The sequence below is a fragment of the Parahaliea maris genome, assembly GCF_008064665.1.
Classification (GTDB): domain Bacteria; phylum Pseudomonadota; class Gammaproteobacteria; order Pseudomonadales; family Halieaceae; genus Parahaliea; species Parahaliea maris.
Genome location: NZ_VRZA01000012.1, coordinates 20,505 through 47,461 on the forward strand (window position 1 = coordinate 20,505; position 26,957 = coordinate 47,461).

At 57.7% G+C, this 26,957-nt stretch carries 27 protein-coding genes and 1 tRNA gene; 9 read left to right on the forward strand and 19 right to left on the reverse strand.

Annotation, left to right across the window (positions count from 1 at the left end):
- Positions 1-67 precede the first annotated feature (67 nt).
- The 5 genes from acpP to FV139_RS20490 form a co-directional block, all read right to left on the reverse strand.
- Complete coding sequence (gene acpP / locus FV139_RS20470; RefSeq protein WP_066056577.1) at positions 68-304, reverse strand: acyl carrier protein; 237 nt, start codon at positions 302-304, stop codon at positions 68-70.
- A gap of 166 nt (positions 305-470) precedes the next feature.
- Positions 471-1,211, reverse strand: a complete 741-nt coding sequence (fabG, locus tag FV139_RS20475) for a 3-oxoacyl-ACP reductase FabG (RefSeq protein ID WP_148070358.1) — start codon at positions 1,209-1,211, stop codon at positions 471-473.
- A gap of 26 nt (positions 1,212-1,237) precedes the next feature.
- A complete protein-coding gene (fabD, locus tag FV139_RS20480; RefSeq protein WP_148070359.1) occupies positions 1,238-2,194 on the reverse strand; it encodes an ACP S-malonyltransferase in 957 nt (318 codons plus the stop codon).
- 233 nt (positions 2,195-2,427) lie between these two features.
- The gene (gene rpmF / locus FV139_RS20485) at positions 2,428-2,610 is read right to left on the reverse strand and encodes a 50S ribosomal protein L32 (RefSeq protein ID WP_148070360.1); all 183 of its coding nucleotides are present in this window, start codon (positions 2,608-2,610) and stop codon (positions 2,428-2,430) included.
- A 9-nt stretch (positions 2,611-2,619) separates the two neighbouring features.
- Positions 2,620-3,153, reverse strand: coding sequence for a YceD family protein (locus tag FV139_RS20490; protein ID WP_148070361.1), 534 nt, complete (start codon positions 3,151-3,153; stop codon positions 2,620-2,622).
- 107 nt (positions 3,154-3,260) lie between these two features.
- Here FV139_RS20490 and FV139_RS20495 point away from each other — a divergent pair, with 107 nt between their 5' ends.
- Positions 3,261-3,869, forward strand: coding sequence for a Maf family protein (locus FV139_RS20495; RefSeq protein ID WP_148070362.1), 609 nt, complete (start codon positions 3,261-3,263; stop codon positions 3,867-3,869).
- Here FV139_RS20495 and FV139_RS20500 read toward each other — a convergent pair.
- A complete protein-coding gene (locus FV139_RS20500; protein WP_148070363.1) occupies positions 3,815-4,474 on the reverse strand; it encodes an HAD-IA family hydrolase in 660 nt (219 codons plus the stop codon). The two genes, FV139_RS20495 and FV139_RS20500, sit on opposite strands and share 55 nt — an antisense overlap.
- Positions 4,475-5,437 carry a 23S rRNA pseudouridine(955/2504/2580) synthase RluC gene (gene rluC / locus FV139_RS20505; protein ID WP_148070364.1) on the reverse strand — a complete coding sequence of 321 codons (963 nt, stop codon included), beginning with the start codon at positions 5,435-5,437 and terminating at the stop codon, positions 4,475-4,477.
- A gap of 558 nt (positions 5,438-5,995) precedes the next feature.
- On the opposite strand from rluC, the gene rne reads away from it, so the two are divergent.
- The 4 genes from rne (at position 5,996) to FV139_RS20525 (ending at position 10,485) form a co-directional block, all read left to right on the forward strand.
- A complete protein-coding gene (gene rne / locus FV139_RS20510; protein ID WP_148070365.1) occupies positions 5,996-8,854 on the forward strand; it encodes a ribonuclease E in 2,859 nt (952 codons plus the stop codon).
- Between the two features lie 112 nt (positions 8,855-8,966).
- Positions 8,967-9,054, forward strand: a tRNA-Ser gene (locus FV139_RS20515).
- Between the two features lie 117 nt (positions 9,055-9,171).
- On the forward strand, positions 9,172-9,408 hold the full coding sequence (locus FV139_RS20520; RefSeq protein WP_148070366.1) for a hypothetical protein: 237 nt from the start codon (positions 9,172-9,174) through the stop codon (positions 9,406-9,408).
- Between the two features lie 3 nt (positions 9,409-9,411).
- Positions 9,412-10,485, forward strand: coding sequence for a tyrosine-type recombinase/integrase (locus FV139_RS20525; protein ID WP_148070367.1), 1,074 nt, complete (start codon positions 9,412-9,414; stop codon positions 10,483-10,485).
- A 30-nt stretch (positions 10,486-10,515) separates the two neighbouring features.
- Here the strand turns inward: FV139_RS20525 and FV139_RS20530 are convergent, their stop codons facing one another.
- From FV139_RS20530 to FV139_RS20555, 6 genes are all read right to left on the reverse strand, one after another.
- On the reverse strand, positions 10,516-11,013 hold the full coding sequence (locus FV139_RS20530) for a DUF4411 family protein (protein WP_148070368.1): 498 nt from the start codon (positions 11,011-11,013) through the stop codon (positions 10,516-10,518).
- Positions 11,014-12,210 (reverse strand): XRE family transcriptional regulator, encoded by a 1,197-nt coding sequence (locus FV139_RS20535; RefSeq protein WP_148070369.1) that lies wholly within the window; start codon positions 12,208-12,210, stop codon positions 11,014-11,016.
- Positions 12,211-12,307: 97 nt separating this feature from the next.
- Positions 12,308-13,771 (reverse strand): TerL, encoded by a 1,464-nt coding sequence (locus FV139_RS20540; RefSeq protein ID WP_148070370.1) that lies wholly within the window; start codon positions 13,769-13,771, stop codon positions 12,308-12,310.
- A 591-nt stretch (positions 13,772-14,362) separates the two neighbouring features.
- Positions 14,363-16,837 (reverse strand): EcoAI/FtnUII family type I restriction enzme subunit R, encoded by a 2,475-nt coding sequence (gene hsdR / locus FV139_RS20545; protein WP_148070371.1) that lies wholly within the window; start codon positions 16,835-16,837, stop codon positions 14,363-14,365.
- Positions 16,837-18,093, reverse strand: coding sequence for a restriction endonuclease subunit S (locus FV139_RS21115; protein ID WP_235898750.1), 1,257 nt, complete (start codon positions 18,091-18,093; stop codon positions 16,837-16,839). The genes hsdR and FV139_RS21115 overlap by 1 nt, the downstream gene beginning before the upstream one ends.
- Positions 18,093-19,559: a class I SAM-dependent DNA methyltransferase gene (locus tag FV139_RS20555; RefSeq protein ID WP_148070372.1), complete on the reverse strand. Its 1,467-nt coding sequence runs from the start codon at positions 19,557-19,559 to the stop codon at positions 18,093-18,095. Before FV139_RS20555 ends, FV139_RS21115 begins: the two co-directional genes overlap by 1 nt.
- A 411-nt stretch (positions 19,560-19,970) precedes the next feature.
- Between FV139_RS20555 and FV139_RS20560 the strand changes: the two genes are divergently transcribed.
- The 4 genes from FV139_RS20560 to FV139_RS20575 all read left to right on the forward strand — a co-directional run bounded on the left by FV139_RS20560 (position 19,971) and on the right by FV139_RS20575 (position 21,820).
- A complete protein-coding gene (locus tag FV139_RS20560; protein WP_148070373.1) occupies positions 19,971-21,020 on the forward strand; it encodes a hypothetical protein in 1,050 nt (349 codons plus the stop codon).
- Between the two features lie 66 nt (positions 21,021-21,086).
- Positions 21,087-21,272 carry a hypothetical protein gene (locus tag FV139_RS20565; protein WP_148070374.1) on the forward strand — a complete coding sequence of 62 codons (186 nt, stop codon included), beginning with the start codon at positions 21,087-21,089 and terminating at the stop codon, positions 21,270-21,272.
- Between the two features lie 16 nt (positions 21,273-21,288).
- Entirely contained in the window at positions 21,289-21,492 is a 204-nt protein-coding gene (locus FV139_RS20570) for a hypothetical protein (protein WP_148070375.1), read from the forward strand.
- A gap of 142 nt (positions 21,493-21,634) precedes the next feature.
- The gene (locus tag FV139_RS20575; RefSeq protein WP_148070376.1) at positions 21,635-21,820 is read left to right on the forward strand and encodes a hypothetical protein; all 186 of its coding nucleotides are present in this window, start codon (positions 21,635-21,637) and stop codon (positions 21,818-21,820) included.
- A gap of 460 nt (positions 21,821-22,280) precedes the next feature.
- On the opposite strand, the gene FV139_RS20580 is transcribed toward FV139_RS20575, so the two are convergent.
- The 6 genes from FV139_RS20580 to FV139_RS20605 form a co-directional block, all read right to left on the reverse strand.
- Positions 22,281-22,589 (reverse strand): hypothetical protein, encoded by a 309-nt coding sequence (locus FV139_RS20580; RefSeq protein WP_148070377.1) that lies wholly within the window; start codon positions 22,587-22,589, stop codon positions 22,281-22,283.
- The gene (locus tag FV139_RS20585) at positions 22,586-23,101 is read right to left on the reverse strand and encodes a hypothetical protein (protein ID WP_148070378.1); all 516 of its coding nucleotides are present in this window, start codon (positions 23,099-23,101) and stop codon (positions 22,586-22,588) included. The genes FV139_RS20580 and FV139_RS20585 overlap by 4 nt, the downstream gene beginning before the upstream one ends.
- Positions 23,102-23,351: 250 nt before the next feature.
- Positions 23,352-25,298 (reverse strand): AAA family ATPase, encoded by a 1,947-nt coding sequence (locus FV139_RS20590; RefSeq protein WP_187276668.1) that lies wholly within the window; start codon positions 25,296-25,298, stop codon positions 23,352-23,354.
- 116 nt (positions 25,299-25,414) lie between these two features.
- Positions 25,415-25,612 carry a hypothetical protein gene (locus FV139_RS20595; protein WP_148070380.1) on the reverse strand — a complete coding sequence of 66 codons (198 nt, stop codon included), beginning with the start codon at positions 25,610-25,612 and terminating at the stop codon, positions 25,415-25,417.
- On the reverse strand, positions 25,612-25,920 hold the full coding sequence (locus tag FV139_RS20600) for a hypothetical protein (protein WP_148070381.1): 309 nt from the start codon (positions 25,918-25,920) through the stop codon (positions 25,612-25,614). The genes FV139_RS20595 and FV139_RS20600 overlap by 1 nt, the downstream gene beginning before the upstream one ends.
- A gap of 135 nt (positions 25,921-26,055) precedes the next feature.
- Entirely contained in the window at positions 26,056-26,421 is a 366-nt protein-coding gene (locus FV139_RS20605) for a hypothetical protein (RefSeq protein ID WP_148070382.1), read from the reverse strand.
- Positions 26,422-26,957 lie beyond the last annotated feature (536 nt).

The window sequence follows — 26,957 nt, forward strand, 5'->3', positions numbered from 1 at the left end:
AAACCAGAAAGAGAAAAAGCCGCTCTATGTTAAATAGAAACGGCTTTTCGGTACAGTGAGGTAAAAATCAGGCGAGGTTTTCGTTGATGTAATCGATCGCCAGTTTCACTGTGGTAATTTTTTCGGCTTCTTCATCAGGAATTTCAGTTTCGAATTCCTCTTCCAGCGCCATAACCAGTTCGACGGTATCCAGAGAATCGGCACCCAGGTCTTCAACGAAGGAGGCCTCGGTCTGTACTTCTTCTTCTTTCACGCCAAGTTGTTCTGCAACGATCTTCTTAACGCGTTCTTCAATGCTGCTCATGATATCGGGTCACTCCTGAGTTTAGTGCTGAATCAAACCATCGAACCGGCCTGAAGCGAGCATTTTACTCTGATTTTTCAGCCGGTAAGAAGTTTTTTTTGTCGCACGGCGCGAGGCGCCGAACGCTTTTATGGCCGCGTGGCCAATTGTACAAAGGTTCACTGGCTCACGCCATATACATGCCGCCATTGATATGCAGCGTTTCCCCGGTGATATAACCGGCCACGTCGCTGCACAAAAAACTGACTAGCGCGGCAATTTCCTCGGGCTGCCCCAGGCGGCCGAGCGGAATCTGGCCGAGCATCAGGTCGCGCTGGTCGTCGCTCAACTCGCGGGTCATATCGGTGTCGATAAATCCGGGAGCCACGCTGTTCACGGTCACTGAGCGCGAACCCAGCTCACGGGCCAGCGCGCGGGAGAAACCCTCAGCCCCGGCCTTGGTGGCAGCGTAGTTACTCTGCCCCATATTACCCATGGAACCCACCACCGAAGTGATGTTGACGATACGCCCCCAGCGCGCCTTGGTCATGCCACGCAGGCAGGCCTTGCTCACCCGGTACAGGGCATTGAGGTTGGTATTGATGACATCGCTCCACTCATCCGCTTTCATACGCATCAGAATGTTGTCGCGGGTGATACCGGCGTTATTGACCAGCACCAGCGGTGCCGCGTAACGCTCGGCGACAGCTTTCATCACCGTCTCCACGCTGTCGTCGCTGCCCACATCCAGAGCCATGCCACAGCCGTCGTTTCCGGCTTCCTGCAGGTAGGCACTGATCGCTTCCGCACCGGATTCGCTGGTGGCCGTACCGACCACGGTATATCCGTCCGCGGCCAGCTTTTCCGCAATGGCTCGACCGATACCCCGGCTGGCGCCGGTCACCAGCGCTACTTTCTTGTCACTCATAGTGGACTGTTCCCCTGTTGTCCGATTCAGGCAGCGCCAGCGAGCGCCGCCAGTGTGGCTTGTAAGGCTTCCGGCTCTTCCAGCGAGTGGCTGTTGAGCGATTTATCGATACGGCGGTTGAGGCCACTCAGCACCTTGCCGGGCCCGCACTCGACCACCTCGCCGACGCCGCGCTCGACCATGGCCTGCACGCAGCCGGTCCACTGTACCGGGCTGTAGATCTGCTGCACCAGCAGTTCGCGGATGCGTTCGGGATCGTTCTCGGCCTGGCAGTGCACGTTGTGAATCACGGGTACCGAAGGCGCCTGGATGCTGATCTGGGCCATCGCCTCGGCCAGGCGCTCGCCGGCGGGCTTCATCAATACCGTATGGAAAGGTGCGCTGACGGGCAGCGGCATGGCGCGCTTGGCCCCCGCTTCCTTGAGGGCCGCAATGGCCACATCGACGGAGCCGGTATGACCGGCAATGACCACCTGCCCCGGTGAATTGAAATTGACCGCGGCAACCTCGCCTTCCCCGCGCCCGGCAATGTCGGCACAGATGTCCACGATGGCCTGGTCATCCAGGCCGATGATAGCGGCCATGGCGCCCTCGCCCACCGGCACCGCGGTTTGCATGAATTCACCGCGCTGACGCACCAGGCGCACGGCATCGGCAAAACCCAGCGCGCCAGCGCACACCAGGGCACTGAATTCGCCCAGGCTGTGCCCGGCCATGACCGCGGGGCCTTCGCCGCCCTGCTCCAGCCAGGCGCGCCACAGCGCAACACTGGAGGTCAGCAGCACCGGCTGGGTAGTCGCGGTGAGGTTGAGGGCTTCCTGCTCGCCGTTCTGGATCAGGTCCCACATGTCGTAGCCGAGGGCCTCGGAGGCTTCGGTGAAAGTGTCGCGCACAGCGGCGTATTCGGCGTGCGCGGCGGCCAGCATGCCCACTTTCTGTGAGCCCTGGCCGGGAAATACAAAGGCAGTGTTTGCTAGTGCCATGAAATAACGTCCTTAACGGTAGAGTTACCCGCAGTGAACCAGCCGCAGGCGCAGCGCGCAAGACGGCCGCCCATCAGCATAGGCTGTGACGGGTGAAAACGGTATCGAAAAAGGGGATGTTGACAGCGCTCGCAGCGCCGGGGGAGAGAAAGTGCGGGGGCCTGTGCCCCCGCGGGTCTGGCAAACGGCAGCGAAAGCCGTTCGGCGCAAACCGGAGATCCTAAGCGGTGTGCTTAGTCTTCGGCGCCGGTGTCGACGACTTTCTTGCCACGGTAGAAACCATCGGCGCTCACGTGGTGGCGACGGTGGGTTTCACCGGAGGTTTGATCCACGCTCAGGGTGGAACCACCGAGGGAATCGTGCGAACGGCGCATGCCGCGACGCGAACGGGTTTTCTTGTTCTGCTGAACAGCCATGACTAACTCCTAGTGTTTTTCGCCGGGCTTCAATTGCGCCAGCACTTCAAACGGGTTGGGCTTTTCCTCACGCTGCTCCTGCTCGGGCTCGGAAGCGGCCAGACCCACCAATTCTTCATTACAATCTGCCTGCTCGTGGTAACTGTAGGGGGGCAGGCTGAGCATCAGCTCGTCCTCCACCAGTTCCCGCAGCACGCAGGCCTCCTCCGTCAGGATCAGCGGATCCAGGTGCTTCGGAAGGTGCCGGGCCTGATCGTCGGTCCACACGATGGCCAGCGTATTGCTGGATTCCACGGTGGTCGACATCGGCTCCAGGCAACGCTGGCAGGTAACAGACACGGTTGCCTGTACTTCCACCGTCACCAGATAGCGGCCTTCCTCGTCCCGGGAGAACGCCAAACGCGCCTGAATATCACCGTCGTCCGAGGCCAGAAGGCCTCGGAAACGCTGTAATTCAAGCGGTTTTAGCGCCCCACTGATGCTTACGCCGCGCGTGGCTGCCTTACGGACATCCAGCGTCGTCGGGAGGGGCTCGGTCAACATAGGCGCGCATCATAGGGGCGGATTAGCCCCTTGTCAAAAAAATCTTTTAAATACAGAGGCTTCGCGTACTTATTCACAATCAGCAGCCAATCGCGGAAAATTGCCCGATGGACCTTATTCTCGCCTCAACTTCACCGTACCGCCAGCGCCTGCTGGAACGCCTGCAGATTCCCTTCCGCTGCGAGTCGCCAAATACCGACGAGACCCCCCTGCCAGGGGAGGCCCCGGCCCCGCTCGCCGCCCGCCTGGCTCAGGCCAAGGCCGCCGCCGTGGCTGCCCGGCACCCGGAGGCCCTGGTGATCGGCAGCGACCAGGTGGCCTCCCTGGAAGGCGCCCTGCTGGGCAAGCCCGGCAGCCATCTGCAGGCGGTGGCGCAACTGGAGGCCTGCAGCGGCAAGACCCTGCATTTCTATACGGCCGTGTGCCTGCTGGGCCCCGGGATCGACAAAACCCACACCGAACCCTTCACCGTGGATTTTCGCGCGCTGGAAAGGGAGGAGATCGAAAACTACCTGCGCAAGGATACGCCCTACGACTGCGCCGGCAGTTTCAAGTGGGAGAGCCTGGGAGTCGCCCTGTTCGAGCGCCTGACCGGCAACGACCCGACCAGCCTGGAGGGGCTCCCGCTAATCGCCCTGTGCCGCCTGCTGGCGGAGAGCGGTCACCCGGTCCTGTCGAAAACACCCTCGAGCAGCGGCAGCAATTCCGAAAGCTGATCGACAATACCCAGGGGCGCGTGCTGTTGCAGGCGCTTCGGGGCGTGCACCCCGAAACTCACCCCGATGGACGCCATCCCTGCACTGGCGGCCATGGCCAGGTCATATTCGCTGTCCCCCACCATCACGGCCTGCCCGGGCAGCCGGCCCCGCTGGTCGAGAATTTGCCGGAGCATGAGCGGATCCGGCTTGGAGGCCGTTTCGTCGGCGCAGCGGGTGGCATCGAAATAGTCCTCCATGCCCGCACCGGCCAGCACCCGGTTCAACCCGCGACGGCTCTTGCCGGTGGCGACGGCCAGCTCGAAGCCCGCGCTGCGCAATGCGCCCAGCAACTCCCGGGCGCCTGCGAACAATGGCGGCGGGCCACTACTAGTAGCGGCTATATATTGCCGGGAGTAGGCCTCGGCGACCGCAGCGCGCCCCACTTCGGACACATCCGGGAACAACCGAGCCACCGCCTGGGGCAGCCCCAGGCCAACGATATCGCGTACCGCCTGCTCTGCCGGCAGGGCCATGGCGAGCTCTTCAGCGGCCGCTCGCATCGCGCGGACAATACCGTCTACGGAGTCACAGAGGGTTCCATCCCAGTCAAATATAACGATCATTTACAGAGGCTTACGTAATTTTTCTAAAGTTTCTTCGAGAGCCCGCTCGAGAGGCGCTTCGACGGCGATCCGGCCCGCGCCGGACAGATTGAAGCTCAGCGCCCTGGCGTGCAGGAACAGCCGCTTCAGGCCCAGCTCAACGGTGAGCGCCTCGCTGCGGGGGTCACTGTACTTCGGATCACCCAATAGCGGGTGCCCCGCATGCTGGGCATGCACCCGAATCTGGTGGGTGCGCCCGGTCACCGGCTTGGCTTCGATAAGGGTGGCCCGGGGGAAGCGCTCCACGGCGGCAAATTCGGTCACCGAACGCTTGCCTTCCTTGCCGACGCGCACCATGCGCTCACCGGATTGCACGACATTCTTTTCCAGGGGGGCATCCACCACCGACATCCGCCGGGGCCACTTGCCCACCACCAGCGCCAGGTAGCGCTTGTCGACCTTGTCACTGCGCAGCAGCTGGTGCAGCTCCCGCAACACCGCCGGCTTGCGGGCCACCATCACCAGGCCCGAGGTGTCCCGGTCCAGGCGATGGACCAGTTCCAGGCGCCGGTCCTGGGGCCTCATCTGGCGCAGGCACTCGATCAGCCCGAAGTTGAGGCCTGAACCGCCGTGCACCGCCAGCCCGGAGGGTTTGTCGATGATCAGCAGCCCCTCGTCCTCGTAGACGATCCGCCGGCTGAGTTCGTCCACCCAGTAGCCCGGTACCGGCGCCGGTGTGCCGGCTTCGGCCTGGCGCACCGGGGGCACCCGCAGCACATCCCCCGCCTTGAGCCGGTAGTCCGCCTTCACCCGCCCCTTGTTCACCCGGAATTCACCCTTGCGCAGCCCCCGATAGATGCGGGTCTTGGGGACCCCGCGCAGGATCCGCAGCAGGTAGTTGTCGAGGCGCTGGCCGGCGTCATCGGCGTCGATGGTCAGAAATTGCACAGCTGTGCCGGTCTGGGGCTGTTCCGTTGGGGCCATATCAGGGTTCTATTGCCAATTGAAGCACTGGGTCTTTGCTGCTATAGTCGCGGCCGTGTGGCCGTCCGTGTCATAACCAAACTCGACACCGGCGCTGCGAAGTCGCCTGGCGAAGGTAGGGCCTGCCGAAGAAATTGCATGGCTCCGTCAGAGAAAACCACACGTCTGTAAAGGGTGTCGACGCGCCCCCACTGAGCGGCAACAACACTGCCCTGGAGCGTAGCGCGACGACACAACATTAACCGCGCAGGTAACCTGCCGGGATACAGAATCAGTTTACGGAATATCACGGCGTGGTCGCAGGATTCAGGTGCTGCGACACTAACAAAAAGGCCGCCCGGGCGCTACCCGCCCAAGGCCAAGGACGCTAACCGGCACCGCGCTTGCGCGCCGGGACAATGATACTGGAACACCTGAACGTATTGCGCAGAGCCACTGGACGGGCGCGCACAACACAAGTCAGCCCGCCCTACCCTGGCCCTCCATATGCCCGGCACCCTGCCGGCCCGCCACTGATGACTGCCCCGCCAGGCCTGTGCGAAACAGGTATATGGCACTATGAAGAAAATGCTTATCAACGCAACTCAGCCAGAAGAGTTGCGCGTTGCGCTGGTTGACGGCCAACGTCTCTACGATCTGGACATCGAAAACCGTACCCGCCTGCAAAAAAAATCCAACGTCTACAAAGGTAAAATCACCCGGGTTGAACCCAGCCTGGAAGCCGCCTTCGTTGATTTCGGCGCCGAGCGCCACGGCTTTTTGCCGCTGAAGGAAATTGCCCGCGAATACTTCTACCGTGATCCAGGCTCCGTAGAAGGCCGGATGAAAATCAAGGATGTGGTCAAGGAAGGTACCGAGATCATCGTCCAGGTAGACAAAGAAGAGCGCGGCAACAAAGGCGCCGCCCTCACCACCTTTATCAGCCTGGCCGGACGCTACATCGTCCTGATGCCCAACAACCCCCGCGCCGGCGGCATCTCCCGCCGTATCGAAGGCGACGACCGCACCGAGCTTCGCGAGGCCCTGAACACCCTGGACATCCCCAACGGCATGGGCGTGATCACCCGCACAGCCGCCGTGGGCCGCACCGGCGAAGAACTGCAATGGGACCTCAATTACCTGCTGCAGCTGTGGCAGTCCATCAGTGACGCCAGCAGCACCGCGAAAGCCCCGGTACTGCTGTACCAGGAGAGCAATGTCATCATCCGCGCCATCCGCGACTACCTGCGCGATGACGTGGACCAGGTCCTGATCGACTCCAATGAAGCCCACCAGCAGGCGACTGATTTCGTCAGCATGGTGATGCCCCAGTACAAGAACCGCATCAAGCGCTACGAAGACTCGATCCCCCTGTTCAACCGCTTCCAGGTGGAAAGCCAGATCGAGACCGCCTTCCAGCGGGAAGTGCGCCTGCCCTCTGGCGGCTCCATCGTGATCGACCCCACCGAGGCGCTGGTGTCCATCGACATCAACTCGGCCCGCGCCACCAAGGGCTCCGACATCGAAGACACTGCCCTGCAGACCAACCTCGAGGCGGCCGACGAGATCGCCCGCCAGCTGCGCCTGCGCGACATGGGTGGCCTGGTGGTCATCGACTTCATCGACATGCTGGCGGCACGCAACCAGCGCGCGGTAGAAAACCGCATGCGCGACGCCCTGGCCATCGACCGCGCCCGGGTCCAGGTGGGCCGCATTTCCCGCTTCGGCCTGCTGGAGATGTCCCGCCAGCGCCTGCGCCCCTCCCTGGGTGAGACCAGCGCCATTGTGTGCCCCCGCTGTACCGGCCAGGGCACCATCCGCGACACCAAGTCACTGGCCCTGTCGATCCTGCGCCTGCTGGAAGAAGAGGCCATCAAGGAGCGCAGCGCCGAGATCCGCGGCATAGTGCCGGTGGACGTCGCCGCCTACCTGCTCAACGAGAAGCGCCAGGCCCTGTCCGAAATCGAACAGATCAGCCGCTCGCGCATCCTCGTTATCCCCAACCCGAACCTGGAAACGCCCCACTACGAAGTCAAGCGTCTGCGCGACGACGAAGTGGACGGCGAGGCCGTCAGCTACAAGGTCGACATTACGGTTCCGGATACCGAGACCATCTCCGACAGCCACAGCGCCGCCCTGCCCCAGCAGGAAGCCCTGGTACAGGGTGTACAGCGCACCACTCCCGCCCCCGAGGCGAAGGAGAAGCCGGCTGAAGAGGACAAGCCCAAGCAGCACAAGAAGCCGCACAAGGGCAAAGACGGCAAGCACCACCACAAGGGCAAGCACAAGAAGAAAGCCAAGCAGGGCTTCTTCGCACGCCTGGCGGCCGCGCTGTTCGGCAGCGAAGAAAAACCCTCTACCGAGCGCAAGTCCGAGAAGCCCAAAGGCAAGAGTGCCGGCGAGAAGGACAAGGAGCGCAGCCAGCGCGACGAGCGCAGCGGCGGCAAGTCCCAGAACAACCGCAACCGCAATCGTCGCCGTGGCGGCCGCAACCGCAACCGCAACAACGGTGAAAACCGCGACGTACAGGGCCAGAACCAGCAACAGCCCCAGACTGCGCGCAGCGCCGATGGCGACAGCAGCCGCGACGAGCAGCAGCCCCGTCGTCAGCGTCGCGATGACGACAACCGCGGCCGCAACCAGCGTCGCCGTCGTCCCGAGCAGGATGACGCAGCCAAGCTGGATGCAGTTGATGCCGTTGCTGCCGAGGAAGAGGTACGCGACGACGAGGGCGGCCAGAACAAACCCCGCAAGCGTCCGTCCGACAAGCGCGGCGAACCCCGTCGCCGTCGTCGCAACCGCGGCCCGCGCCCGGAGGCCGAAGCTGGCGCAGATGCAGCTAATGCAGATGCGGTAGCGAGCGAAGTTGCCGAGAAGCCCGCAGCACCGCAGCAACAGCCCGCGCCAGAGACAGCGCCTGTAGCCGCCCAGGCGGAAGCAGAACCGGCCTCGAGCGTTGAGGTGGAGGCACCCCAGGCTGCCGCCGTCGCTGAGCCCGCTGCCGAAGTACAGGTCGAGGTAGAACCCGAGACGCCAGCTGTCGCTGAAGTCGTCGAGGAAACCGCGCCTGCAGTGGCAGAGGCCGAGACGCCCGTCGTCGCGGAGCCAGAACCTGTCGTCGCCGAAGCACCGGAAACAATTCCGGAGCCAGTGCAGGAGCCTGTGCGGGAAGAAGTTGCTTCCGTCGAGCCGGCCGCCACAACCGGCCTGACCGAGTCCGGCCGCGCCGTGAACGACCCCCGCGTTGCCCCGCAACCGGTGGCCGCGATCGAGATCACTACCGCTCATCCGGTGCTGTTCTCCGACTTCGTCGCACCAGCGGTTCAGCCCAGCGGACGTGTTGTGCCGCGTGCCAGCAACGATCCGCGCGGCCCGCTGCCGGCAGTCGCCAGCGTGGAAACCGCGGCTCCTTACGCGGAGGCGGCCAACCAGGGATAAAACACCTGTTTTATAGGCACAAGAGTCGCCAAGGCTCTTGTGCCTGCATCAAAGGACTGTATAATCTCGCCTTCTTCGCAGCGCGCTGTGAAGACAGACAATACGGTTTTTCGGTGGGCTGGCTGAGTGGTCGAAAGCGGCGGTCTTGAAAACCGTTGAGGAGAGATCCTCCCGGGGTTCGAATCCCTGGCCCACCGCCATAAAAGGCAGGAAAAACAAGGAGTTACGGGTAATGCCGGTTCCTTGCTGCCAACCCCGATCAAGAACATTGGCACAATTTTGGCTACACTCAATCTTGTGTTTAAGGAGTCTTGATCATGAATCGACCAACCAACACCCGCAGCACCTCTATCTCCAGTACTCAGCTGGAAGATAACCACCTTCTCACCTCATCCCAGCTGGGTGATTTAGGCGCCCTCTTCCACGCGGCCGCCAATTCCGACAATCCCGAGATCTCCCGCCGGTTGTGCTCCATCGGCCAGTACCTCTGTGAAGAGTGGCAGGTCATGCAGGCGACCGAGGTGGCGTCCATGCTCTCCGGCGCGGAGGACTGATGTATGGCCACGATCAGGAAACGGGTACGGGCGGATGGTGAGATCAGTTACCAGGCCATCGTCCGCCGCCAGGGCTACCGCGACCAGCGGAAAACCTTCGACTCGGAGAACGCGGCCAAGGACTGGGCCTACGACCTCGAGCGAGACATACGCGACCGCCGGGTCGATCCCCGCGCCTTGGGCGAGCGCCGCACCGTCGGCCACGCTATAGAGACCTACCTCGAAGACCCCGAAACCCAGCGGAAGAAGTCCTTCAAGGACATCAAGCGACTATGCACCTGGTGGAAGGATCGCGTGGGCAGGGTCGCTCTGGGCGCTCTCACGCCCACCATGATCGCCTCGCAGGTCGACCCCCTGACCTGCGAGGGCCCGACCAAGAATCGATACATCGGGGCGCTGGGTGGGTGCCTGACCTACATCAGCCAGACGCCGCACAGCTGGATCCAGACCAACCCCTGCCGGCTGGTGAAGAAGTACAAAAAGAACCCTCCCCGCCAGCGGGTCTTGAAACCCCGCGAGTGGAAGAAGCTGTTGGCCTACGTCGACGAGCAAGCCGACAAAAAAGAGGCCACCTATATCGAGAAGCAGTTCCCCCTGTTCCTGCGGCTGGCGTACGACACTGGCCGCCGGCGGGGGGAGCTACTCAAGCTGACATGGGACTGCGTCGACCTCGATGACAATGTGCTCTACCTACTCGACACCAAGACCGGCGAGGATCAGGAGGCGCTGATCGATGACGACATGGTCGAGCGGCTGGAGCAGCACCGCGAGGCCTTCTGCCGGCCCGGGTGTCCGTACGTCTTCGCCGGCCGGAAGCAGGACGCGCCCATCGGGCGCTTCGATGAACTGATCAGGTCGGCGATGAGGGCGAACTTCGAACCCGACATGCGCGACGAGATGCCCGTGCTTCACACCCTGCGCCACACCGCGGCAACGGAGATGGGCGCCGCGGGCGCTACCCTGCATGAAATCATGGAGGTGACAGGCCACCGGAGCGCGGCGACGGTATTGAAGTACACTAAGAGGTCGAGGGAGTCGGCAAAGGCCGCTCACGCCAAGCGTAAGGGTAAGACCTAGCGGGTAGCTCCAGTTGAACCATAGCTGGAGCTACACTGTTATAGATTCGGCGCGCAAAAACTCGTTAAAGGTGAGGGACTGCACCCCGATCTCAGCACACACATCCGGGATACGCTTCCTTTTAGGTGAGGTATTCGCCGTTCCTTCCATGTTCACCAGCGGGAGTCCCAACGTCTTGGCCAGGGCAATGATAGACATATCGTTCATGCCAACGGTGCCTTTTATATTTCCGTTATTCTCTGAAATAAAATCGCGGTACTGCTCCTGCAGGTAGACAGAAGTATTGATGTAGTCGTGGAAGCTCCAGTCACCACCAATCTCCAGAAGCATTTCGTTTTTATGTGACTCGATAAAGCTCCCCAGAGTGCCGTCAATCACTACCATCTCGTCGAATATTTCCTTCGTCACTGCGATACGTCCAGACGCCAAGATGTTCTTAACTGGGGCCCACAACGAGGGGTACAAATCCTCAGGTGTCCTTTGGAGAGGCTCGGTCAAACCACTAGTATCAATGCAGTAATCTTTCACCTACGCCCCAAAACCTGCGCTAATATCATTCAGGTATTGGAGCTTTTTAATTCCGAGGTATTCAGCGGCGTTATGATTACTGATACGTCCGAGCTTCCATGCCTCCAACACTAGTCCTGTATAGGCTTCCCCAACCTTATTTTTATAACGCGTCGCATAGTATTTTGGGCGAGCGAAGGATTTGTACTCGTCCTCGGCCTTTAGAAACTCTTCGCGCTTCTTGTTCCAGTAGAACTTCGGATCTACCTTGCCTAGCTTTACAAGCCTAACGAGTGCTGCGTGGGGGCTTACACAATATGTACGGGCAACTGCCTCTAAGGCATCGTCGGAAATCTCGTGCAGTTGCCCCGTTGCCCAAGCCATGCTGTCCATAACTGCGGATTTAGGCATGAGGTAGGCGCCTGCAAAATTGTCACACCAGTCCTCAATCGATTGGGCTGCGCCCCCTCCTTTTCTCACGTATGGCCCGATAATACCGCTTTCGCCAACCATTAAGTGTGCAAGCTCATGGGCCAGCGTGAACGCCTGGGCCCCCGGGTACTCCTGTGTATATACGATGACTGGGAGGAGCTGTTCAAAAAGGCACAAGCCTCTGGCTTGGTGCGCTTTCAACCCACCAGATTTGGCCACGATGACGCCGAGCGACTCAATATGACGGCGTACAATATCAGGAAGTAGGTACCATTCGCTGGGCCTCATACCAAGTTGTTCGTCCAGAGTAAATTTCGTCCACTCTCTTGCCAAAGCCGCGTACTCTTCCGGGTCCGATTTAATGCTGGCGCGAAGTTCTTTAGGAAACTCAGGCGGGGCCTCTCCGATCTCTTCGTAGAGATCTAGGGCATTTATTCGAAGAGATTCCGCCCAGCCCTGAATATCAATGAAGTCTCTATTTTCAGTGGGGTCCGGCGCCCCTTGATATAGCCGAAAATCAGGCACCAGTTTGGGGCGGTAGACGCTGGGGGGCTCTGGGAGGAAAAATTCTAAAAATGGCCTTTGGTATAACTCGGCCATCTTACGTGCTTGATTCACTGTCGGTTCAAAGTCGCCTTCCGGTGACTCCCAATCAAGTATCATAGCGGGCGGCTTATTGAGTTTTGCGGCAATCTCATCTACAGAGATACCCCGCCATTCACGCGCCCACTGGAGCATGGAAGGGTTGAAACCGGCAGATTTAGGGTTGTTGGCTCGCCTTGGCATGACTGCATCTTACCGGGGTAGCAACTTCGGGCAAAGTACTCGATTTTTGTCTGTAACTAAATCAAGCTGGTTCGTTGAGAGGTACTATAGGGCAAGCCTACTCGAAACAGTGCGCCGGGATCCCCAGTCGCCCAGACTCCAAGTCCGACGCTATCTGCTCCATCTCCGCCACCATGGCGGGATCGTGGAGCCAGCCCTCCCCCGCCCCGGTCAGCATGTAGTGCAGGGACTCACAGACGTGTGAGGTGGGGCCCTTGTCGGGCTTATCCTGGTAACGTTCGTCACCCGCCACCTTCACCCGCTTGAACTGATACGCACCCGATAGGCCCTTGATCAGGGTCTTACAGCGCGGATGGATCAGGATGGCAGGGTCACCGGCCACCAGCTTCGTCAGCTGTACATCGAGCGCCGTGGTTCGCTGCTCGAAGTCGTTCGAGGGCGCGGGGATCGCATAGATGCCGCTAGCCCGCAGCATGTCGAACGGGGTCTCGTCGCGGGTCTGGGCCTGCTGGTTGCCAGCGGGGTCGCCGGTAAATTCCACCTGGTAATTCCTGAGCAGCTCGTCCCCGCCGATCATCTTTTTGAGCAGCTCACCGAACCGCAAGGCACTCATGTTCTCGGTCACCAGCTCCTGCCAGATCAGCCAGCGGCCGTTGTGCTGCTTCTGGCCGAGGGTCGCCGCGGGTGTGCGTCCAAAGTCGATGCCCACCGACAACGGCAGGCGTGGGTCCAAGGTGAACTCCCCAACGTGGGTGTGCTCGCTAAAGTCCGGATGGACTGGCCTGCCGTCGGAGTGGAAGACGAACTCGTTAGCGAGGTTCTGCCTGATCCAGCTGTCCTTCTTCGCCTGGGTCAGGCGGTCGTAGTAGCCGTGGGGCAAGTTGTGCACATTCTCGGCATCGGGGCATGCCTGCCACGCGCCGTTTACTTTCCGCACCGCCGGGGGCTGGATGAAGAAAGCGTAGTCCTTCGGCTTCTCGTCGAAAACCAGCTTTGCCAGCCAGTGGTCGCGGTCGGGGGCGTTGGAGTCGGCGATTACAAAGTGCTTGGCGTTGGGCACCTGGGCCGGTGCCGGGTAGCGCCCAACACGGGAGAGCAGTAGGTCCAGGTTGTCCTTCGACAGTTCCTTCAGCTCATTGGCGTAAAGGCCGGACAATTGCAGACCCCGGGCCTTGCGTTGATCCTCCGGGCCATCGAATGCCATGAAGATCACCTCGGCGTCCACGGTGGTGCCGTCGTCCAGGGGGAAGATGGCGGACCAGCTGGGAGGTGTTGAGGCTTTGAAGGTGCCGAGATCAGCCTGCTCCACGATCTCGCGGAAGTCCTTCGTGATCGTGTTCATCAGGTCGATGTAGGTATTCCTGACCACCGCCACCCGGGAGCGCCTCACGCGGTTACGGTCGGGTGTCTGGTGCAAGACCTGCAGCAGTACCTCGATGATGCAGCTGTGGGTCTTACCAGAGCCCAGCGGACCGATGATGGTGCGGAAGAAGGCGCTGGATTCGTGGAAGCGGAGGATCTGGCATCCTTGGGCCTGATAGTTGATGCGGACTGCAGCCATCAAAATTCACTCAACGAATTCAACATGAATATAACATTCATCCAATGAATTAAGGTAGAGGTAAATGTACTGCGTTCTGATTTCCACGCTACAGCCCTGAATCTAGGCCGTATAGTATGGGAGCCCTCGCCTACTAACTAGCCATTTTCTTGGGCCCGGGATTCCAGGTCTTCTGTCATTTTGACGGAGCCTGGGGGCCAAAGCTGCATTATGAGATATCCAGCGCCAGGAATTACTGAAGACACTGCTTGCAACGCAACTACCAAAAACCAAATGATGTGGTTTCCCAGCCCGGATTCATATCTTTGCAGCGCCAAAAACTGATCCTCCAACTGAGTATAAGCAGCAATAAGAAAGCAAAGGCTGACATAGATGCTATAAGCGCTGAAACTACGCCATCAAGCTTTAACAACGCAGCCTCAAAGGTCAAAATCAGAACGACTAAAAAAAATCAGGAGTGGCCAAATCTTGAGTGCATAGGATAACCGGTTTAATCGGTGGGCAGGGTGCCACCAATACCCAAAGAAAAAGTCTTTTGTTGTCACGAACACTCCTTCAATCCGACTATAAGCTTCATGTCAGAGTAGGTACCTATAGTGGTTCGTACAAGTATCTCTGAAAGCCAACGAACGTTTCCCTGATTGCTGAAGGAGGACCTAATTCAGTGGCAGCATCACTTATTGTGTTGTATTTCAGCTCTATTAGGCTTATCAGTTTTCCCGCGGCCAGTTCCTGCACACCGTCTTCAAGATACCTCTCTAGAATAAAATCGATAAACTCTCGTTGCTTATAGTCGGGGTAGCCTACCGCCAAACTAGGATGTGCCCTTTCCACTCGTTCTTTCCTGGTACAGGTTTTTGCCGCATAGGCCACAAACGCGAGGACGTCATATACATCGCTCTCTTTTGCGTCAATCAGGTCTTTCATGCTGTCCAACTTTTCGTTGTCATAGCCTGCCTCTGCGAGATCTTCGAGAAGCCTTTCACGCGTGGTGGGATCACTCCATATCTGTCTAAGTTGCTCCTCGTCAGCAAAAAAGTGCGGCAGGTCGTCGAACATGCGCTCCACGAACTCCTTAGCGGTGATTGGCTTTCCTTCTGGGCTCCAGTACATCGCTGAAGAAATGTGCTTGATCTGGCGAGCCCTGCCATCAGACAAGGTAATAACAACCTTTTTCTCGCATACACAGGGGCGCTGCCCACATTCGGTACAGGGCTCCGGTTCGGGTCTCTCACACGTGCAGGGATTATGGCCACATAACCCACAGATGCCGGGTTCTGCGCCTCCACCTTTTTCACAGCTACAGGGGGTATTGCCACACTTCTCACAAACCTGGGGCTCCAGAGGCTCACCATCCCATTCGGGGTCGGCAAAGTTGTAGTGGGCTTTGACGAAATCGTAGATGGTGAAATAATCCTTGCCGTCGTACATACGAGTGCCGCGTCCGATGATCTGTTTGAACTCGATCATGTTGTTGCAGGGACGCATTAGGACGATGTTCCGTACGTTGCGGGCATCCACACCGGTAGAGAGCTTGCGGGAGGTAGTAAGGATGGTGGGTATGGTCTTTTCGTTGTCCTGAAAGGTCTTCAGGTCGTTCTCGCCGCCAACGCCATCATTGGCGGTAACCCGAACGCAGTAACTAGGGTTAGCAGTCCAGCCCTTCTCCACCGCATACTGGTTGATAAAGTCCCGAACTGTGCCCGCGTGCTCCTGGGTAGCACAGAACACTAGAGTCTTTTCTTTGGGGTTAAATAGATCCATCCAATAGCGCACCCGCATTTTTTCGCGCTCGGGGATGGTTATGATGCGGTTGAAGTCGCCCTCCTTGTAGACGCGGCCCTGCTCGGGTTCGCCTTTGACGACCACTCCATCACCAGGGGTGTAGATGTATTCATCCATAGTGCCGACGATTGGCAGCACCTTGAACGGTGTTAGAAAGCCGTCGTTGATGCCGTCTTTGAGCGCGTAACTGTAGACCGGTTCGCCGAAGTAGGAATAGGTGTCTGCGTTGACAGTGCGCTTGGGGGTGGCGGTCAGACCCAGCTGTACGGCCGGGGAGAAGTAGTTGAGAATATCCCGCCAGGCGCTTTCGTCGTTGGCGCCGCCCCGGTGGCATTCGTCGATTACGATAAAGTCGAAGAAATCTTCGGGGTAATCGCCGAAGTATGGCGAGGGGTTTCCGGCTTCATCGGTGCCGGACATGAAGGTCTGGAAGATGGTAAAGAAGACGCTGGCATTCTTGGGCACGGCGCCTTTCTTTTTGATCTCCCCGGGCTCTAAGCGCACGATGGCATCTTCACCGAAGGGGCCGAAGTCGTTAAAGGCCTGATTGGCCAAGACGTTGCGGTCGGCTAGGAACAGGGTGCGCGGGCGTTTTTTCGCAGCGGATGGCTCTTTCTGTGCGCTCAAGCTCCAGCGGCTGTGGAACAGCTTCCAGGCGGTCTGAAAGGCGATACAGGTTTTGCCTGTGCCGGTGGCCAAGGTTAACAGAATACGCTGCTTGCCCTGTGCGATGGCCTCCAGGGCATTGTTGATGGCGTTTTCCTGATAGTAGCGCGGCTGCCAGTCTCCTTTGCACTCAAAAGGGATCTGGGCGAAACGCTCGCGCCAGACAGCCGCAAAGTCGGGCTCGGGTCGTTCACCGCCGGACTTCTGGGTGAGATCAAAGGTCAGTTGCCAGAGTTGATCCGGACTAAGAAACTGCTCGACCAGCTTTTCCTCGCCGGTGAGCATATCCACCTGGTAGATGTCATGGCCGTTGGTGGCGTAGCCGAAACGGCACTGCAGGCGCTGAGCGTAATCCTTGGCCTGACGCACCCCCTCGGTATAACTCAGGCTCTCTTTTTTGGCCTCAATCGCCGCCAGCTTACGGCCCTGATATTCCAGCACATAGTCGCTGCTCAATGCCGAAGCGCGTTTGCCGCCGCCAATAATCCTGCCCTGGGTAATACTGACCTCGCGTCGGATATAGCTGTTTTCCACCTTGCCCCAGCCCGCTCCAATCAACTTGGGGTCAATCAGTTCGGCGCGGGTATCGGCTTCGTTGCGGCTTCCCTGCGTCATTAGGCAGCTGCCTCTTTGCTATCCTTTGTCAGCTCACCAATAAAAGCCATTTGAAGAATCGACTTTTTCAGCTCATCCAACGAATGTAGCTTCTTCTCGTAGATACACTGTACTTCTTTTACGTGGCTCTCTAAGAGCTCTAACTGCTGTATGAACCTAGTTTGTTGATCTAGGGATAATGGATATGAGACTTCAAATTCCTCTATTTGCTTTTTAGTAATCGCCTGCCGCGTTGAGCCCGACTCACCAATTCCTAACAACTGATCTTTATAAAATTTTGACGTTAATGCGTAATTTAAAAAAGCAGGCAATAGCTCTTCTTGGTTAACACGAATGATAGATACATGTTGATTTACTCTAGCTGGAAGGAACTCCTCGGGCGCCAACGCACAACGAGCTACAGAGGCACCTGTGATATTCAATAGAACATCATTTTTTTCAACGATAACATTGCTAAGCTTTTCCGCCTGGTCATCATCGATAAAGGCCAAGTCCTTCTCCAAAAATCGTCGATCATAAACGTTCATGCTTCGAATAAGCGAAATCCCCTCTACTTTATAAGCAGCTTTTCCTCCTTTGGGTGTCGCACCGCTACCAATTTTGGAAGTAATTGACTTCAATTTTGATGTGTTCCAACCCTCCCCGCTCTGGCCAAACACCTGCTGCAAATAGCTTTCGAACAATTCGCGGGCGTTTTTGAGGTTTTTTTCGGTTAAGGCGCGGGCTCTGTCGATGTCGGCAAAGGCCTGGTCGAGGATGGTGACGATGTGTTTTTGTTCTTGTATTGAGGGAAATGAGATTTCGAAATTCTGAAGCTGTGTTTTGGTCAAAGCCTCTCGCGTAGCGCCAGCTTTATCTCCTGAGGTCAACAGCTGCTTTTTGTATATCGGCGATATGAGTATGTACCCAAGAAACTTGCTATCGATAAGATCTGGATCAGGTCTCAAAATGGAGACATGTTGATTCACTCGAGCTGGCAAAGTTTCGTCGGGAACTACACAACATCGTGCGATTGATGCTCCCGTGATGTTGAGCAGCACATCGTGCGGCTCAACAACCACATTTGAGAGCTTGTCCGCCTGATCATCATCAATGCGCGCCAAATCGTCATATTTAAATACACCATCATGGACGTTCATGCTTCTTATTAACGATATTCCCTCAGACTTATAGCTTTTCTTTCCGCCTTTAGGGGTAGCTCCACTTCCAATTTTTGTAGTGATATTGGTGAGCTTTTCAGTGCGCCATCCAAACATCACACCAGCTCCTGAACCTTAGCCAGAATCGACTCACTTTCTTTATCCAGCGCAATAATTTCAGCAATGATGTCTTTCGGCTCGCGAAGCTCAGTCTCTTCCTTGGCATTAGGATTTTTCACCGACAGATCCCAAGTGGCCTGATCCAGATCCGCCACATTGAGCGACCAGGATTTGTCGGATTCCTTAAAGCCTTTCTGCAGCTCGACAAATTCTTGAAGGTCGTTGTCATTGAGCGCATTGGTTTTACCCAAGCTGCGGCCGGGGTCGAGCTGGTAGTACCAGACCTTGTGCGTCGGCTCGCCTTTGGTAAAGAACAGCACCACTGTCTTTACCCCCGCACCAAGGAAGGTTTTGGCGGGGCAGTCGAGAACTGTGTGCAGGTTGTGGTTCTGCAGTAACTCTTTTCTGAGGGCAATGGCGGCGGTGTCTGCATTACTTAAAAAGGTATTCTTGATAACGATGGCGGCGCGACCACCAGGTTTGAGAGTCTTCATGAAGTGCTGCAGAAACAGGAAGGCGGTTTCCCCAGTTCTAATGGGGAAGTTCTGCTGCACCTCTTTGCGTTCTTTGCCGCCAAAGGGGGGATTGGCCAGGATGATGTCGTGCTGGTTGCTGGGCTGTATGTCCTGCAGGTTTTCCGCCAGAGTGTTGGTGTGGATGACGTTGGGGGTCTCGATACCATGCAGGATCATGTTCATGATGGCGATGACGTAGGCCAGGGATTTCTTCTCCTTGGCGTAGAAGGTGCGCTCCTGCAGGGTTTTGAGATCCTTGGTGGAGAGTTGCTTCTTCTGTCTGCCGCCCTGCCTGAGGTAGTCATAGGCTTCGCAGAGGAAACCGGCTGAGCCTGCGGCGCCGTCGTAGATGGTCTCGCCGATTTTGGGCTGGATGACGTCGATCATGGCGCGGATCAGGGGCCGGGGAGTGTAGTATTCGCCACCATTGCGCCCGGCGTTGCCCATGTTCTTAATTTTGGTCTCGTATAGGTGGCTGAGTTCGTGCTTCTCTTCCTGGGAACGAAAGCGCAGTTCGTCGACCTTTTCCAAGGCGTCGCGCAGGGAGTAGCCGCTCTGGATCTTGTTTTTGATTTCGCCGAAGATTTCACCGATTTTGTATTCGATGGTGTCCGGGCTTTCGGCGGCCTTTTTGAAGTTCTTCAGGTAGGGGAACAGTTCGCCATCGACATAATCGATCAGGTCGGAGCCAGTTAGGGCATTGTTGTGGTCAAAGTTGCCGCTCTCGTCCTTCGGGGCAGCCCAGGCACTCCAGCGATGTTCAGGATCGATTATGTACTGGTAGTCCTCATCCATCAGTTCGGCTTCGAGGCTGCGTTCGTGCTCCAGGTCGTCGAGGTATTTCAGGAACAGCATCCAGCTTGTCTGCTCGGCGTAGTCGAGTTCGCTGGAGCAGCCGGCGTCTTTCCGGAGGACGTCGTCGATGGCTTTGAAGGTTTGCTCAAACATGGGCTACAGGTCTACCTTGTGAATAGCGTAAGTGATCAATTCATCATTGAGGGTGGCGCTATTATGCTATCAAGGACGTCATCCTCAAAATTGTACAAAAAACGATCAGCCTGGTGGGCGGTCCTTTTCAGGATCTGTGGCAGATGGCGTCATAATCACCTAAGTCACGACAGAAGATTATGAATCTTATATTCACTTCTGCTGCGGATTTAAACGTTCTACTGATGGTCTCATCCCCGTGCAGGAGGCCCTCGGCGCCAATTTTTTGAGAATGTGATTTTTTCAGCTCTAACCTGCGGTAGTAGAAACGCCGTAAATTGGCCGTGTTGCGTAGGCTCGCATACAATCCACGACTACATCACTAGCTCACACTCTATCCCTCACATAAACCACGGTTAGGAGGCTCAATTTATGCAAAAAACACCTGAAGAGAATTCAATCCTCTTTAAGTTCAGGAATAGCCAAGAGCTTTACCTCCCGGACATCTGGGACAAAGTTTTCGCGCATAATTCCATCATTCACGACGTCGAAATTATTGTTGAGGAGAAAATCAAGAAGGGAGAGCATATCGTATTGAAGTACGTTGTACAGTTGTTAAGTCATACTCAATCTCCGTCACTGTACGAACTCAAAAGAGACGAGATTCTATCTAGTATGTGGGAATTAGTTGACCTCTATAGATCGCGATATCCTGATCCAGAAATAGAGGTTAGGTTACTTGAGGACTTGTATAAATACTCTAATACGGACGGAGAACCCAGAAGAGTCCACATAGCAGAAGCCGTACGTGATGTCGGGTCACTCGAAGCACTTCCGACCTTGGAAGCGATCCTTTTTGACAACGCCACTACAGTACAGACAAAGAAAGCGATTTCTGACGCTGTGGACGCAGCTACACCAGGATCCATCGAGGCTTTCCTTGCAACAGCGGAATTTGGAGCCAGAAAGGAATTTGTACAACTTATCGCCGATGCAATAGTTGAGGTTAAAAATCGCGGAGAAAGCCCACCTAAAAACCCTGTTTCTGGAAACAAATCTCAAGATCAAAGCATCGAGCATTTGCCGGAAATTCGAAACGCCGCTATGGAGCTGGATAGAGCACGGAATTACCTCGCTCAGAGTGATAATGTTACCGCCATAGCAAGTATGCGCAGGGGTGCGGAGGCATTAGGAAAGCACCTCTATCGAACTGTCGGCTTGGAAGAACGAGGCAAGCCCGCAAACAAAATGCTCCTGAACGACCTAATGAAACCAGTCAAAGATAGTAATGTCCCAGATGTGTTTAAACTTTGCCTCGAATCTCTACAGCTCTTCGGAAATTTTTCAAGCCACGATCAAGATGGCGGCCACGACCATCTCAATGCGCGAATTACCGAGGCCATAATTATCCTCTACGAAGAGTCACTGGGCATGTATCAAAATTGGATTCGAACGGGCAACCCTTCCGCGAAATCGCGATGAACAGCACTGCTCGGCTTACATCAGGTCGATCTGTGTGAACATGAGGTTCAGTTTGGGGGAAATTCCGTGAACATTTTCGAGGCGAAACAGGTCGAGTTCGATTGCCAGGAGTGCCCAGGTAAGATGAAGGCCAAGGTGGCTCCGAATAAGGATTCGGACATTGGTTTCGACATCATCGAGATCCGGTGCCAGCAGTGTGGCGCCGAGGTCGACGTCAGTGAGTTTTCCGCCGCCGAGCTGCTGGGCCTGTGACGCAATAGTGGAGAAAATGACCGAGTACATACTGGCTTCCACACCGCCTTCCAACCACCCCGGTTGGGACTTGTTCCAGTCGCTGGCATCAATGGATGTTGACTCGTTCCCCGAGGACGAGCTGCGGGAATTTACCGAAAACGCGGGGTTGCCGGTTTCGCTGGTCGATGACCTGATCAGCTTGGGCAGTCTGGAGCCTACGGAATCTCCCGGGGCCTGAACGCCTTCGCGGCGTCACCCTCTTTGAGCTCGAGTTTAACCATACTGAGGGGCACATGAATCGGGGTAATTTTCACTGACAATTAGAAACGTCTGAACTTAAACAAGTTTATTACCGCTCGATCTGAATTGGGGAAAAAATCATGTCGAAAACAAAGGAGTCTGAACCGGAAGTGCTGACCCTGTACAACCCCTGCCTCGGGGAGGAGATCGAGGTGGTGGGCGCCCGAGTGCAGCGGGGCGTTCTCCTGGACATGGAGGCCACATACCGGTGTGAGGCATGCGGGCAGGACCACACCGTTGTGGTTAAGGGCCCTGACGAAACTTGAAATTTTTCGATAGGCCAGACCACTTCAACTTCACTACAAGTGAGCGAAAGAAAATTAGGTACGAGACCTCGAGAGGCGTGTTTACTGGGCTAATTCATGGAACACCTATGGTAAGTCTATCACCGCGGCCCCCAACTCCGCCGTCCGCTCCATCGGCCACAGCCTAAGTACGCAACTCCCGATATGTCTTCCAATCGAAATAGTCCATTGGCTGACCAGATAACCCAACGTCCCGTTCCAGAGGTGTACCAGATGAGATTTTGTATGTTGCCGGTGTGCCTGCTCGTCATAGCTTCAATTTGCTCTATTAAGACGCGCGTCAAGCTCATTAGAAATTGAACGTAAGGAACCACCAGGACAGCCTGGTGGGGATCACCACCAGGCGCCCCGCCGGCGCGTGAGGACCTGGCGCAATAGGGGCAGCCTGTGTTGGCCTTGAAGTGTAGGTCGTTGTGGTGGGTCATAGGTATAGCTCCTCCGCCGCGTCCACAGACGCGTCCGGTCGTGTCCGTGGCTTGCGGATACGTTTGGGCCTACGGGGCCGAGGGTCGGGTTTGTAGTCGGGGCCCACGGGGGCGTCGGGGTCGGCGAGTAGCCGCTTGCCCAACTGGGCGAGAATGGCGGCGTGGTCACGCTGCAGCCTGCGCAAGTCGTGGTTCACCGCGAACCGGCGCCCGGCTCGGCTCCAGGCCAAGAAGTAGTTGGTGCCATCCACGCAGATCTTGAAGTTGCGCCAGAAGCCGAGATCCGTTTTCACGGTCCAGGTCATTGCGGTTTCCTCGCCCGGGCGCGGGGTTTAGTGGGCTTCGGCGGGGTGTCCGCCTGGACGTGTCCGGACGTGTCCGCCGACACCTTTTCAGGGCTGTTTGTGCCCGGAATGTGCCAATACAGGGCCTCAGACTCATGTTTTTCCAGTGCTGACGGGTCGGTCTCAACGGTTTGATCAACCGTTACCTCTGAATATTCACCCTCCAGCGGGGTCTGGAGCGGGTGGCGCATGCCCATCAGGTTGATCACCAGGCCGCCCTCGGACGGGCTGACCTCGAGGTCGATATTCTTGGGTTGGAGGGCCACGGCGGCCTTGATCAGCTGCAGGGGCTGCTTCTTCGCCACCTTCTTGAGGGCGTCCAGGCCATGCTGCTGCCAGACGTCACGGAAGTCGGCGATGAACTGCTCGGTGAACTGGGCGCGGGCACCTTTGGGCCGACCACCACCGAGCTTGCTGCCGGGTAGCAGCTTGCCATCAGGTGCGCGTTGTACAGTTGCGGGATCGCCAGGCATGGGTCAACTCCTCCTGGCTCCCCGTATGTAAACCCACCGCAGCTAGTTGTCTAGTAGAAACTGGCGGCCGCAGCCAGCGCCCACGGGGCGGAATCCACGGCCCAGCCGCGCCGACCTGTTCCGAAAAACTGTTCCCAATTTGGAGAGGGACCGACCTGTTCCCCCTTAGTCAGACGCTAAGGGGAACAGGTCAGGTCTCGGGGTACTCTGGATCATGGGCGGAACAGGTCACCTGTTCCCCGGAACAGGTCTACCGGAACAGGTCGAACTCGAGTCTGTCGCGGTTTTTCCCCAACCACTGGGTGCCCATCTCCGTGATCTGGAATTGACCGGGTTTCCCTTCCAGCCAGCCCTCGGCTGCATAGGCTTCCAGGCGCGGCGAGTAATCCTCTGCGCGGAATGTCGGGAGCCCGTCACGCTTCAACCGCTTCATGGCCTTGTCACGGCCGATGTGCCGGCCCGCCTTTTCGAATTCGTCGAGTATTGCGAAGCGTGTCTGCTCGGCCTCTTCGACCGGGTCGGGCCCACCCGGTGCCAGGTCCATCTCGTTGTAGTGGATCCTCGGAACAGTGACCGGGTGGCCCAGGTTATCGAGCTGGCCTGTATCGACTGAATCAAACCCGAATTTGAATGTGAGCCCCCGGCTCGGCAGGTCGCGCTGCTTGGTGTAGGTCGCGGTAGCAACGCCGCTGTTGTCCATGTACAGCTCGATAATAGTGTCAGCCTTGGCAGGTACTGAGGTGTGACCACGACTCCCCTGGGAGTGTTTGGCCTTGTGGTGTGCGAACATCACATGGCAGTCGAGCTGCTCCGCCAGTCGACGCCCCCACTGCACCACCGCGCCGAATTCCGGGGCGTTCTCGTCGACCGCAGGAGCCGCATCTGACAACGTATCGATCACGATAAACCGGACAGGGTCGGGCAAGGGCTCGACCGCGGCCAGAACCAGCCCCAGAACCTGCTCCCGCCCCGCAGCCGTGGAGAGGTCGAAACTCTGGGCCCCCACTACATGGAACGGCAGGCCCTTGAGCTCGGCCTGGTATGGCCGTATACGCTGCACAATCGACGCCTCGGCCTCCACCGCGACGTACAGCACCCCAGCCTGCATAACCCGCTTTCGGTTCCAGTCGGCCCCGGACGCAATCGCTACGGCCATGTCCAGCGCCATAGCTGACTTACCGGTGTTCGGCTCGGCTATCAACAGGGAGGTGGCGGGCACCGTCAGGGTGGACTCAACCAGCACGAGGGGCGGCTCGATGTCGGGGACACTGTCCCAAGCGGTGACCTTGAGCCCAGGCTGGTCCGAAGGCTCCATCGTTTCGTCGACATCGCGATAGTACGCTCGATGGAAATACCGCCAGTCACCGTCTGCAGCCTTGTCCGGGAATGCTGAAACCTCTGGCGGTTGCTCCTGCACCAGAAAACAGAACTCGTTGTAGGTAAAGCCCTCCGCCTTCAACATCAGGGCGATAGACCGGTCGAACCCCGAGCGACTGGTGTCCGCCAGGCCATCTTCGGCGGCGTACTCATACCGGTCCCGCAGCTGGGCGTTTCCTACCAGGGCGTAGTCGTTGAACCGCTCCAGCAGCTTGGCCTGTTTCGCCTCGGGAATCTCCTTTGGTGCCTTGACCGTGTCGTGCTGTTTATCCGGCTTCTGCGCTTTAGGTGGGGGCAGCCCAGTAGCATCGGCCCGCCTGGCGCCCACATGCACTACTGTGGCCTGAGTCTGCTCTGGATAGCCTTTCTGGACCTTCTTGGGGCTGCTGTAGTTGACAGTGAAGGGGACACGGAGCAACCGATCTGCAGCCCAGGTGCCGACATCACCCTCGAACCGATCCAACAAACCGCGGTTCTGTGACTCGACCTCGTCGAGGCGATCTATCGGCCATGGTTTGTCCAATAGATAAACTGGTTGGAGCCCGTTCCCCGAGTCCACCACCAGGGTGGGCTCGGTCGCAAGCACCCTGTCCCGAGTGCCGTTCAGCAGACGCGCCCTGCGGGCGTTATAGTCCCCCTCCCCGACCGGGTCCACATCTGTATGGAAACCAGCTAGGGCAACAATGTCGCCCTTGTCTGGCTTAGCGAGGTCATAGGGTGCGTTGTTCGCCTTCACTTCGTTCAGGGTGTAGTAACAATTCCGCCCCCGGTTATTCTCCTTCTCTACCCACCTGGCTGCGTTAGCGGCATGCCGGGGCATATCGAACACCCTCCCGCGAGGTGAGCCCCCAGCGGGATCGATACTGCAGACATGGATACCTCCGACTGGTCTGATATACCCCAGGAAGTCGCCGACTGTCTCAATTTGCCGGTCAGTCATTTGCCGGCCCTCCGTGACTCCATGGTCGCGGTAGTGCGCCGCTTCTGCTTCTGCCGGCGCTCGGCCTGGGTCAGGTGCCGGGAGAAGTCCTCGCCAGTGACGCCAGGGGCGACAGGGGTGACCCGCCCTCCTCCAGCTAGGTACTCGGCAACGTCGCGCTCGATGTCGGCGCGGGTCTTTTCTGGTTGATTCATTACGCAGCCCCCCGATCTGACTCGAGCCGGTCTGCCTCTACCCGGCGGTAGAATTCCAGCATCGTGCGGTACAGTTCTCCGTCTGGTCCGTTCAGCAGGGCGATAACAGGAACTGGGGTAACGGAAGTCCCGCCCTCTGGGCCACCCGTTTCGTGGTAGACGTAGGCTAGGCCCTCTTGCTCGTGTATAGCGCACCAGCGGACCTCCCCGCTACCGCTAAACGTGATTTCCACCCAGAGGGCGCAGGGGTTGTACCAAATGACGTCAATCAGGTGGTCGCCGACTTCGTCGGTAGTTTTGTATTGCATGGTGTTGCCTCCAAATTCCTCTCTGGAGGCGACTGGCGCGACACGCACAGGTCGTTTACATTCCGGAGAAATCCAGCTTCCTCAACTGGTGTCCTCCTATAAGGCGACTTCGTGCGTAATCACGAGTCGCCTTTTTTATTTGCCGGTCAGTCCGCGCTGGTGGGCTACCCACTGGCGGTGATGAATGTGCAGCGTAGGCCGGCGGTCGCCTTTCACTTTTCGACGGGGAGCCCGGTTGTAGTGTTCCGTGACCGCCCCGCAAGCCAGCAAGCCATTGTGCTCACGGTTTCGTAGCTGCCACCGTAGGGAATTCATGTTCTTATAAACATCCGGGTGCACCGCCAGGGCTTCAGAAACTGAAACGAATGTGACGTCTGGAACGTTGGCCAGCGGATCATTGGCCGCTTCAGCCAGTTCGGAGGGGTTCAGGCCCAGGGCCCGGACGAGTTGCAGCACAACGCCGGCCAGAGCCTGGTTGTCTGCATGAGGTGCTGATTCCATTTTTCGGTCCTCAATGACTTCAGAGGACCTCAGTGCTATCTGCCGATGCCGAGGCCGCCTGAAGCAAGTTCAGTTGGCTTGTATGGCATACGGCCTGGCTGTTTTGAAGGTTTGACGATGGGGCTGTCTGACGCACCATGAACGGCGCGTGAGAATTACAATAACCCCGTCTTACACTTTATGCAACAGACGCACAAGGTACGTCGACGGTATTTAGCACCGTCGGCATGGCATGGCATGGCATGGCATGGCACAGTCTGGGCACACAACACCCCTCACCAATGCACAAAATGGGCAAAACTGACACGGACCGCATCGACGAAAAACCCTGTATTTATAGTGCATAGTGTCATATAGTGGTGTCTGCCGTTGTTCTTGAAAACCGTTGAGGAGAGATCCTCCCGGGGTTCGAATCCCTGGCCCACCGCCATACAAAAAAGGGGCTCCCACCAGGGAGCCCAGACTGCTGACAAACCCCGGTTATTTAGCCGGGGTTTGTTGTTTTCGGAATACCACCGTCTTTGCTCGACGTCTCC

Bases quoted from the DNA above. Each gene is read 5' to 3' on its own strand.
- acpP (WP_066056577.1), bottom strand. From the start codon at position 304: ATGAGCAGCATTGAAGAACGCGTTAAGAAGATCGTTGCAGAACAACTT.
- fabG (WP_148070358.1), bottom strand. From the start codon at position 1,211: ATGAGTGACAAGAAAGTAGCGCTGGTGACCGGCGCCAGCCGGGGTATC.
- fabD (WP_148070359.1), bottom strand. From the start codon at position 2,194: ATGGCACTAGCAAACACTGCCTTTGTATTTCCCGGCCAGGGCTCACAG.
- rpmF (WP_148070360.1), bottom strand. From the start codon at position 2,610: ATGGCTGTTCAGCAGAACAAGAAAACCCGTTCGCGTCGCGGCATGCGC.
- FV139_RS20490 (WP_148070361.1), bottom strand. From the start codon at position 3,153: ATGTTGACCGAGCCCCTCCCGACGACGCTGGATGTCCGTAAGGCAGCC.
- FV139_RS20495 (WP_148070362.1), top strand. From the start codon at position 3,261: ATGGACCTTATTCTCGCCTCAACTTCACCGTACCGCCAGCGCCTGCTG.
- FV139_RS20500 (WP_148070363.1), bottom strand. From the start codon at position 4,474: ATGATCGTTATATTTGACTGGGATGGAACCCTCTGTGACTCCGTAGAC.
- rluC (WP_148070364.1), bottom strand. From the start codon at position 5,437: ATGGCCCCAACGGAACAGCCCCAGACCGGCACAGCTGTGCAATTTCTG.
- rne (WP_148070365.1), top strand. From the start codon at position 5,996: ATGAAGAAAATGCTTATCAACGCAACTCAGCCAGAAGAGTTGCGCGTT.
- FV139_RS20520 (WP_148070366.1), top strand. From the start codon at position 9,172: ATGAATCGACCAACCAACACCCGCAGCACCTCTATCTCCAGTACTCAG.
- FV139_RS20525 (WP_148070367.1), top strand. From the start codon at position 9,412: ATGGCCACGATCAGGAAACGGGTACGGGCGGATGGTGAGATCAGTTAC.
- FV139_RS20535 (WP_148070369.1), bottom strand. From the start codon at position 12,210: ATGCCAAGGCGAGCCAACAACCCTAAATCTGCCGGTTTCAACCCTTCC.
- FV139_RS20540 (WP_148070370.1), bottom strand. From the start codon at position 13,771: ATGGCTGCAGTCCGCATCAACTATCAGGCCCAAGGATGCCAGATCCTC.
- hsdR (WP_148070371.1), bottom strand. From the start codon at position 16,837: ATGACGCAGGGAAGCCGCAACGAAGCCGATACCCGCGCCGAACTGATT.
- FV139_RS21115 (WP_235898750.1), bottom strand. From the start codon at position 18,093: ATGTTTGGATGGCGCACTGAAAAGCTCACCAATATCACTACAAAAATT.
- FV139_RS20555 (WP_148070372.1), bottom strand. From the start codon at position 19,559: ATGTTTGAGCAAACCTTCAAAGCCATCGACGACGTCCTCCGGAAAGAC.
- FV139_RS20560 (WP_148070373.1), top strand. From the start codon at position 19,971: ATGCAAAAAACACCTGAAGAGAATTCAATCCTCTTTAAGTTCAGGAAT.
- FV139_RS20570 (WP_148070375.1), top strand. From the start codon at position 21,289: ATGACCGAGTACATACTGGCTTCCACACCGCCTTCCAACCACCCCGGT.
- FV139_RS20575 (WP_148070376.1), top strand. From the start codon at position 21,635: ATGTCGAAAACAAAGGAGTCTGAACCGGAAGTGCTGACCCTGTACAAC.
- FV139_RS20580 (WP_148070377.1), bottom strand. From the start codon at position 22,589: ATGACCTGGACCGTGAAAACGGATCTCGGCTTCTGGCGCAACTTCAAG.
- FV139_RS20585 (WP_148070378.1), bottom strand. From the start codon at position 23,101: ATGCCTGGCGATCCCGCAACTGTACAACGCGCACCTGATGGCAAGCTG.
- FV139_RS20590 (WP_187276668.1), bottom strand. From the start codon at position 25,298: ATGCCCCGGCATGCCGCTAACGCAGCCAGGTGGGTAGAGAAGGAGAAT.
- FV139_RS20595 (WP_148070380.1), bottom strand. From the start codon at position 25,612: ATGAATCAACCAGAAAAGACCCGCGCCGACATCGAGCGCGACGTTGCC.
- FV139_RS20600 (WP_148070381.1), bottom strand. From the start codon at position 25,920: ATGCAATACAAAACTACCGACGAAGTCGGCGACCACCTGATTGACGTC.
- FV139_RS20605 (WP_148070382.1), bottom strand. From the start codon at position 26,421: ATGGAATCAGCACCTCATGCAGACAACCAGGCTCTGGCCGGCGTTGTG.